At 56.6% G+C, this 6834-nt stretch carries 6 protein-coding genes; 2 read left to right on the forward strand and 4 right to left on the reverse strand.

What is annotated here, in order from left to right:
• Window positions 1–293 precede the first annotated feature (293 nt).
• The 3 genes from ACR0J2_RS13790 to ACR0J2_RS13800 are packed head-to-tail and all read right to left on the reverse strand — an operon-like array spanning window position 294 to window position 2331.
• A complete protein-coding gene (locus ACR0J2_RS13790; RefSeq protein WP_480812918.1) occupies window positions 294–1088 on the reverse strand; it encodes a metal ABC transporter permease in 795 nt (264 codons plus the stop codon).
• Window positions 1088–1822: a metal ABC transporter ATP-binding protein gene (locus tag ACR0J2_RS13795; protein WP_170682418.1), complete on the reverse strand. Its 735-nt coding sequence runs from the start codon at window positions 1820–1822 to the stop codon at window positions 1088–1090. Before ACR0J2_RS13795 ends, ACR0J2_RS13790 begins: the two co-directional genes overlap by 1 nt.
• Entirely contained in the window at window positions 1819–2331 is a 513-nt protein-coding gene (locus tag ACR0J2_RS13800; RefSeq protein ID WP_170613938.1) for a transcriptional repressor, read from the reverse strand. The genes ACR0J2_RS13795 and ACR0J2_RS13800 overlap by 4 nt, the downstream gene beginning before the upstream one ends.
• Before the next feature lie 57 nt (window positions 2332–2388).
• Between ACR0J2_RS13800 and ACR0J2_RS13805 the strand changes: the two genes are divergently transcribed.
• The gene (locus tag ACR0J2_RS13805; protein ID WP_480812919.1) at window positions 2389–3414 is read left to right on the forward strand and encodes a zinc ABC transporter substrate-binding protein; all 1026 of its coding nucleotides are present in this window, start codon (window positions 2389–2391) and stop codon (window positions 3412–3414) included.
• A 320-nt stretch (window positions 3415–3734) separates the two neighbouring features.
• Window positions 3735–5567, forward strand: coding sequence for a C1 family peptidase (locus ACR0J2_RS13810; RefSeq protein WP_480812920.1), 1833 nt, complete (start codon window positions 3735–3737; stop codon window positions 5565–5567).
• 31 nt (window positions 5568–5598) lie between these two features.
• Here ACR0J2_RS13810 and ACR0J2_RS13815 read toward each other — a convergent pair whose 3' ends face one another.
• Window positions 5599–6654, reverse strand: coding sequence for a helix-turn-helix domain-containing protein (locus tag ACR0J2_RS13815; RefSeq protein WP_480812921.1), 1056 nt, complete (start codon window positions 6652–6654; stop codon window positions 5599–5601).
• Window positions 6655–6834: the final 180 nt, after the last annotated feature.

The raw sequence follows: 6834 nt of genomic DNA on the forward strand, positions 1-6834 counted from the left end.
CTGCGCCCTTGCCGCCCGGATACGTGCCCGCTCAAGCTCTGCCCAAAGAAAAAACAGGCCCTCACGTTTCCCAACCAGGGAATCCGGCACCAAGCGCCGCGATTTTTTGACTTTCTGCTCGATTTTTGCCTCCGGGCTTTGCACCCCTTTTGCCCATTTCTAGCAATGCGGCAAAATTTGGGCAACGAAATTCCCGGAGGACGTCGGGTTATGCGCTGATATATGCCCGGAAAGCCTATTTTCCGTTCATATCCTGCCACCCACATGACGTTTTGACAGTGTATGAACCGAGGCTAGTTTGCCCTGTTCACCATGTTCGTCACGCTTGTCGCCGCGAAGAGCAAGGCAGCCACACAAACGATTGTTGGCCCGGCAGGCGTATCGAATTCCAGGGCAGCGCGTAGCCCCCCAATAACCGATAAGGCGCCGATCACGGCGGCTATCACCGCCATGCTTTCAGGCGTACGGGCCAGAGGCCGGGCTGCTGCCGAAGGGATGATCAGCATTGCGCCGATAAGCAACACGCCAACAACCTTGATGGCAACTGCAACCGTGACAGCCAGCGCCAGTGTGAGAAACAACTGCTCTCGCCTTGGGTCAATACCGCTTGCATAAGCCAGATCGGTGTTGAGGGTCGCCGTCAGCAATGCCGACCAGCGCCACGAAATCAACAGAACAACCAGCGCCGCACCGCCCCAGATCACAGCCAGATCACCGCGTGATACGGCCAGAATATCACCAAACAGATAGGCCATCAGGTCTATTCGCACCCCTGACAGAAACGAAACTGCGACCAGACCGAAGGCAAGTGCGGAATGGGCCAGTACCCCCAACAAGGTGTCCATCGTGTATCCGCGCCCGGACAGGAACGTCACTGTAAGTGCCAGAAGAAGCGCAACAGCAGTCGCGCCTGCAAAGATCGACACCTGAAAAGAAAGGGACAAGGCAACCCCCAGAATTGCGGCATGGGCGGTTGCATCGCCGAAATAGGCCATGCGCCGCCAGACCACAAAAGAACCCAAAGGTGCCGCTGCGCACGCTACACCAACCCCGGCCAGCGTGGCGCGCGTCAAAAAATCGTCCAGCATTACTCGGCAGCCTCCTTCGAAGCGTGATCATGACCATGGTCGTGGTCATGGCGATACAGTGCGAGGGCACCACCTGTCCCCGAACCGAACAGGGCCCGGTATTCCGGTGCGGTTGCCACCGTTGCAGGCGTACCCTCGCAACAGACGTGGCCGTTCAGGCATATGACACGGTCCGAGGCGCTCATGACCACGTGTAGATCATGGCTGATCATCAGTACGGCGCATCCGGTCTCGGCACGGGTGGCTTCGATCTGTTGATAAAACGCGGCAGAACCCGGCTGATCGAGCCCCTGAGTCGCCTCGTCCAGCAACAGCAACTCGGGCTGATTCAGCAAAGCCCGCGCCAGCAGGACGCGCTGGAACTGCCCACCGGACAGTTGCGACATTTGCTGCCCCGAAAGATCGGGAACGCCCGCACGTTTCAGCGCTTGTCTGCAGGCCGATCGATCAACGGCGCCCGGAAGACGCATGAATCGTTCCACAGTGATCGGAAGCGTAGGGTCGATATGCAGCCGCTGCGGCACATAACCCAGCCTCAGGCCCGGTTTTAGTCGTACACGGCCAGTCGAAGCACGCGTCGCCCCGATCAGGGACCGCAGCAGGCTTGTCTTTCCAGATCCGTTTGGCCCGACTATCGTGACGATCTCACCCGGATTTATCGACAGGTTCACATCGCGCAGCACGGTTTTTGCGCCGTAGCGGATGCTGAGGCCTTCAATGGTTGCCAGACTCATGAATTTTCTTTCCCAACGCAGGTCGGGCAAAGGCCTTCTACTTCGATGATGGTTCGTTCAATCCGGAATCCGGATGTCTTGGCAGCTTCTCCCAATGCCCCTTTTTCGGGGGTGGATTGTGCCTCGGCGACTATTTCGCAGTTTCGGCAGATCATGAAGGCAGGGGCGTGCGCTTCGCCGGGATGGGCGCAGGCAACGAACGCGTTCAGTCGTTCGATTTTGTGAACGAATCCATGCTCAACCAGAAAATCCAGCGCACGATACGCGACCGGTGGTTGAGATCCGAAACCTGCCTCGCGCAGCCTTTCAAGGATCGCATAGGCGCCAAGCGCCTTGTGGTCTTCCAGCAGCACTTGCAACACCTTCCGTCGAACGGGTGTAAAGCGAAGGTTCTCTTTCTCACAACGCGCATCTGCCGACGCGATAGCGTCGGTAACGCAGGCCGAATGGTCATGCTGTTCGAACCCGACGCTGACGGCTTCCTCGCGGTTCTGCAAGTCACTTGTCATGTTATTACATATCGTATAGTTGAGCGATTAATGTTATAAAATCACATAGGGAACCCCATGTCCAGAAAGCTTCTTTCCCTGTCCATCAGCGCAACCTTGTTTGGAAGTGTGGCGTGGGCTGATACACCGAATGTCGCAGTTGATATCGCGCCCGTGCATTCACTGGTCGCGCGGGTAATGGATGGTGTCGGCAGCCCGGTTCTGATTGTTCAACCCGGAGCTTCGCCGCACGAATACTCCCTGCGCCCGTCGGACGCTGCTGCGCTGCAAGACGCGGATTTTGTGTTTTGGGTCGGAGAAGACCTGACACCGTGGTTGGAAGGGGCAATCGAAACGCTTTCGGAAAACGCAGAAGTGACATCCCTGATGGAGGCTGAGGGCACGACCGAACTGGAGCTTCGCGAGAGCGCGTTGTTCGAGGCGCATGACCATGAAGCACATGCCGACTCGGACAATCACGATCACGATGACCACAATGATCATGAAAACCATGACGACCACGATGACGATCATGCCGAAGAAAAAGATCATGACGACCACGATCACGACGAACATGCTGAACACGATCATGGGTCACACGACACTCATTTCTGGTTGTCACCCGAGAACGCGGCAATCTGGCTGAACCTGATCGCCGGAAAACTCTCAGCCGCTGATCCGGACAATGCAAGTGCCTATTTCTCGAACGCTGTGGCGGCACGGGAAGAAATCGAAGCCCTGAAAACCGAGATCAACGAGATATTGGAACCGGTGCGCGGGAAAGAATTCATTGTCTTCCATGATGCCTACCAATATTTCGAAGTGGCATTCGATATTCCGGCCGCCGGGGCAATTTCGCTTTCTGATGCCTCCGATCCCAGCCCGGCACGGATCGCCGAGATTCAGGGCCGTATTCGTGCGGAGGGCATCGACTGTGTGCTGACCGAACCTCAGTTCGACCCCAGACTGGTCCAGACGGTTCTGGACGGGACCGAGGCCAATATCGGCGTCAGCGATCCGATCGGCGCAAATATCGAACCGGGTCCATCGTTTTATCCTCAACTTCTTCGTAATCTTGCAACCACCCTTTCGGATTGCCTTTGACCATCCGGCCTGCATTCCCCTGAAATCGGAGTGCAGGCCGAAACCTCGCAAGGAAACCGTTCGGTTGACCGGCGGATTCATTTGAATCCGCCGATTTTCAGCGCAACGCTTTTCGCGTTGCAACTCCTCGGCTACACTTCTCTCATTGATAACGAGTATTTACCGCTGTCCCGGCATTCATTTGTTTGTTGAGAGGAAAAGTCATGAGCAAACGTCCCACAAAATCGCGGAAGTCAAAGTCTGGCGGAAAGCCCAGCTTGCCAAAAGCGCTTGCTGCGGCCCCGCGGCTTGGCAACCGGGTGCTGAACGCTCACAGGGATATGACTGACCTGCGGGACAGAGCATATAAGCCAACATTGCGACAGCTGCGCCTGACGATGGATCCACCGCATCCCGATCTAAGCCCCATACGGGATCAGGGACGGGAAGGGGCCTGTACTGGGTTTGCCCTGTCCAGTGCGATCACCCTGATGAACCGGCAGCGCCACGCACGGATTGATCCGTCGGCACAGGTCCCGATGGCCAGTGCACGCATGCTGTATGAGATGGCTAAGATCAACGATGAATGGCCCGGGGAAGACTACGAAGGGTCCAGCATCCGTGCGGCCTTGAAAGGGTTCTACCACAACGGCGTTTGCAGCGATGAAACCGCACCGTACCAGGATGGTGACTCCGGCTGGCATCTGACTGTTGAGCACGCCAAGGAGGCCCGCAACCTAGGACTGGGCGCATATTATCGCATGCGCCCGGAAATTATCGACTACCACGCCGCTTTGAATGAGGTCGGCGTCATCTACGTGTCCGCGCGGATTCACCGGGGATGGCGAAATCCGGCGGATGGCGAAATCGAACCTTCATATTTCAGCGAGGGCGGACACGCCTTCATCATCGTCGGCTATAACGAACGCGGGTTTCTGATCCAGAATTCATGGGGCGAGGACTGGGGAGGTTTCGATGGCCGTCCGGGAATTGCCCTGTGGAAGTATGAAGACTGGTCCGCCACCATTATGGATGCCTGGGTGTTGCGCCTGGCGGTTCCGACGCCGGACGCCTTTGACCTGACAATCAGCAATCCTTCACCGCAATCTCGAACCCTGTTCGGTTCACAGGAAGTCCGCGCGCCCCGGCACGAAGACATCATCGGACACATCATCCATCTCGATGACGGTCAGCTTAGGGAAACCGGGAAATACCCGACACCGATGACGACCATACAGGAGACTGCGGACTTTCTGTCCGACGAAGCCGCAACGGCTGAGCGTGGGTACGAACACCTGTTATTCTATGCGCATGGTGGCCTGAACAACGCCAACGCCTCGGCCAATCGCGTCCGGAAAATGAAGGAAGTGTTCAAGCGCAACGGAATCTACCCCATCCACTTCATGTGGGAGACCGGTTTTTTTGAATCGCTCACAGATGTCGTCTTTTCGTCGCGCAGTAGGGCCGAGGCTCGGGTCGGCGGCCTGTCGGATTTCTTTGATACCGCCCTGGAATCCTTTGCCCGCAAACCGGGAACAGCTGTATGGCGCGACATGAAATGGGACGCCCGGGAGAGCTTTAGGGCCGGGGGCGGCGGGCGTAAAGCTGTCAAGGCACTTCTAAAGGGCAACGCGCAGCGGTCCAAACCCCTTCAGATCCATTTTGTGGGTCACAGCGCGGGCTCGATACTTCTGGCGCATATGCTGGATGCCATGGACAAAATGAACCCGCTCAACACCCCGGTTGAATCATGTTCCCTGATGGCTCCGGCCTGCACCGTTGATCTGTTCAAGAAAAGCTATCACCCTAGAATACGCAAAGCCGGAGTAGCCAGCGGTGTCACAAACCTTTGGCAGTATAACCTGATCGATCAGCGCGAACAGGATGACAGTGTCGGGCCCTATCGGAAATCCCTGCTGTATTTCGTGTCCAATGCATTTGAAGACCAAAAGGAAATGCCGATCCTGGGCATGGACAAGTTTGGTAAAAAGGTTCCTGGGAAGAAGGGCTACAAAGTGCACTTTGCCGGGCGTGCATCATCTATAACGGACAGTCACACCCATGGCGGATTCGACAATGATCGCCAGACAATGAACGATATTCTCAAAAATATCCTTGGGAAAAAACCGTCACCTGCGAATGGGTTCCAGCCCAGCGACCTTGTCGGTTACTGACATGCGCCCTGGTTAAAACGCAGACATCAGTTCAATAAGCGACCGAGGACGGAAACTGGGCCAATGCGGTGGCCCCTGAACTGTGTTGTTTCACCGGTCCAGGCAGGCATCCGGAGAACCGCTGTTCCCGCACCTTTTCCGGAGTGTTGTTGTACATTGTCCGAAAGGACCGACCCAGGGACGTGATCGACGAAAACCCGGTCGCGGCAGATATTTCTCGCAATGACATGTCCGTATTGCGCAGCAGGCTGTTTGCACGTTCCAGCCTCAGCGCCCTGTATGTGCACAGCAGCTTGGTTCCTGTTTTGCTCAGAAACCTTCGCTGAAGCTGCCGGGTCGACGTACCCAGAACGGTCGAGATGTCAGGGATTTTCAGCGGCTCTTCGATGTGGGTCAGCATAGTGTCCACGGCCTGCCTGACCAGTGGGTCTGCGCCCGACCGTTGTATAAGCCGGATGGCCAGTTGGCTTTGGTATTGTGGTCCCGACTCGGTCAGACCGATATAGTCGCGCAGGGATTCCGCAATGTAGGCCCCGTGATCCAGCGACACGAAATCCGACATCAGCCGCAGTGAACTGAGCCGGGTCGAAGCACTGTGCATGCGACCTGTCGAAGCAAGATGCGTATCGGTTCCGCATTGCCGCAACCCGTTTTCCTGCGCTGCCGCGACAAAGTTTGAATGGACAGCGACGTCTGTCTTGTCGGCCCGTCCCATCTGCGCCAGCAGCAGAACGGCGCCACCGACCAGAATTGTTCTGGGTGCCAGGCTAAACACCTGCGAGGTCCAGTTGCGCTCGCGCGAGGAGAGTTTCCAGTTTTTGTGAATATCGCCCCAGAAAATCGCGGTCCGTCCGGCCCAGTACAAGGGTGTCCCCGCGCTTTCAACGGCGACACGCCGGATGTTTACCTTGTAGGAGTGCCCCTCGATCAGATCGTTCAACGCGTCGTAGAATTCGACGATCATATCGGTGGATGGCAGTGCACCCGTTTCCTTTACGAAAACGTCAACTTCATGAACCTTCAGGGCCTTGAGCGCGGCCGGCTCAGCCAGCTCGCTGCTGGCGTTTTTAGGGATATAGTGCTTCATCTCAATAACAGTGACCTGCTTTCAATTTGTGCACCGGAGTGTGGCTGCGAAGGTGGCTGAATGGTGCCCCCGCCGGATGTTTCCGGCGAGGGGTTTTATCTTTCACTCAGCGGCTTCTTCGTATTCTGACATTGGAGGGCATGTGCAGATGAGGTTTCTGTCGCCGTATGCGTTGTCGAC

This window comes from Ruegeria sp. CG4, assembly GCF_056537185.1.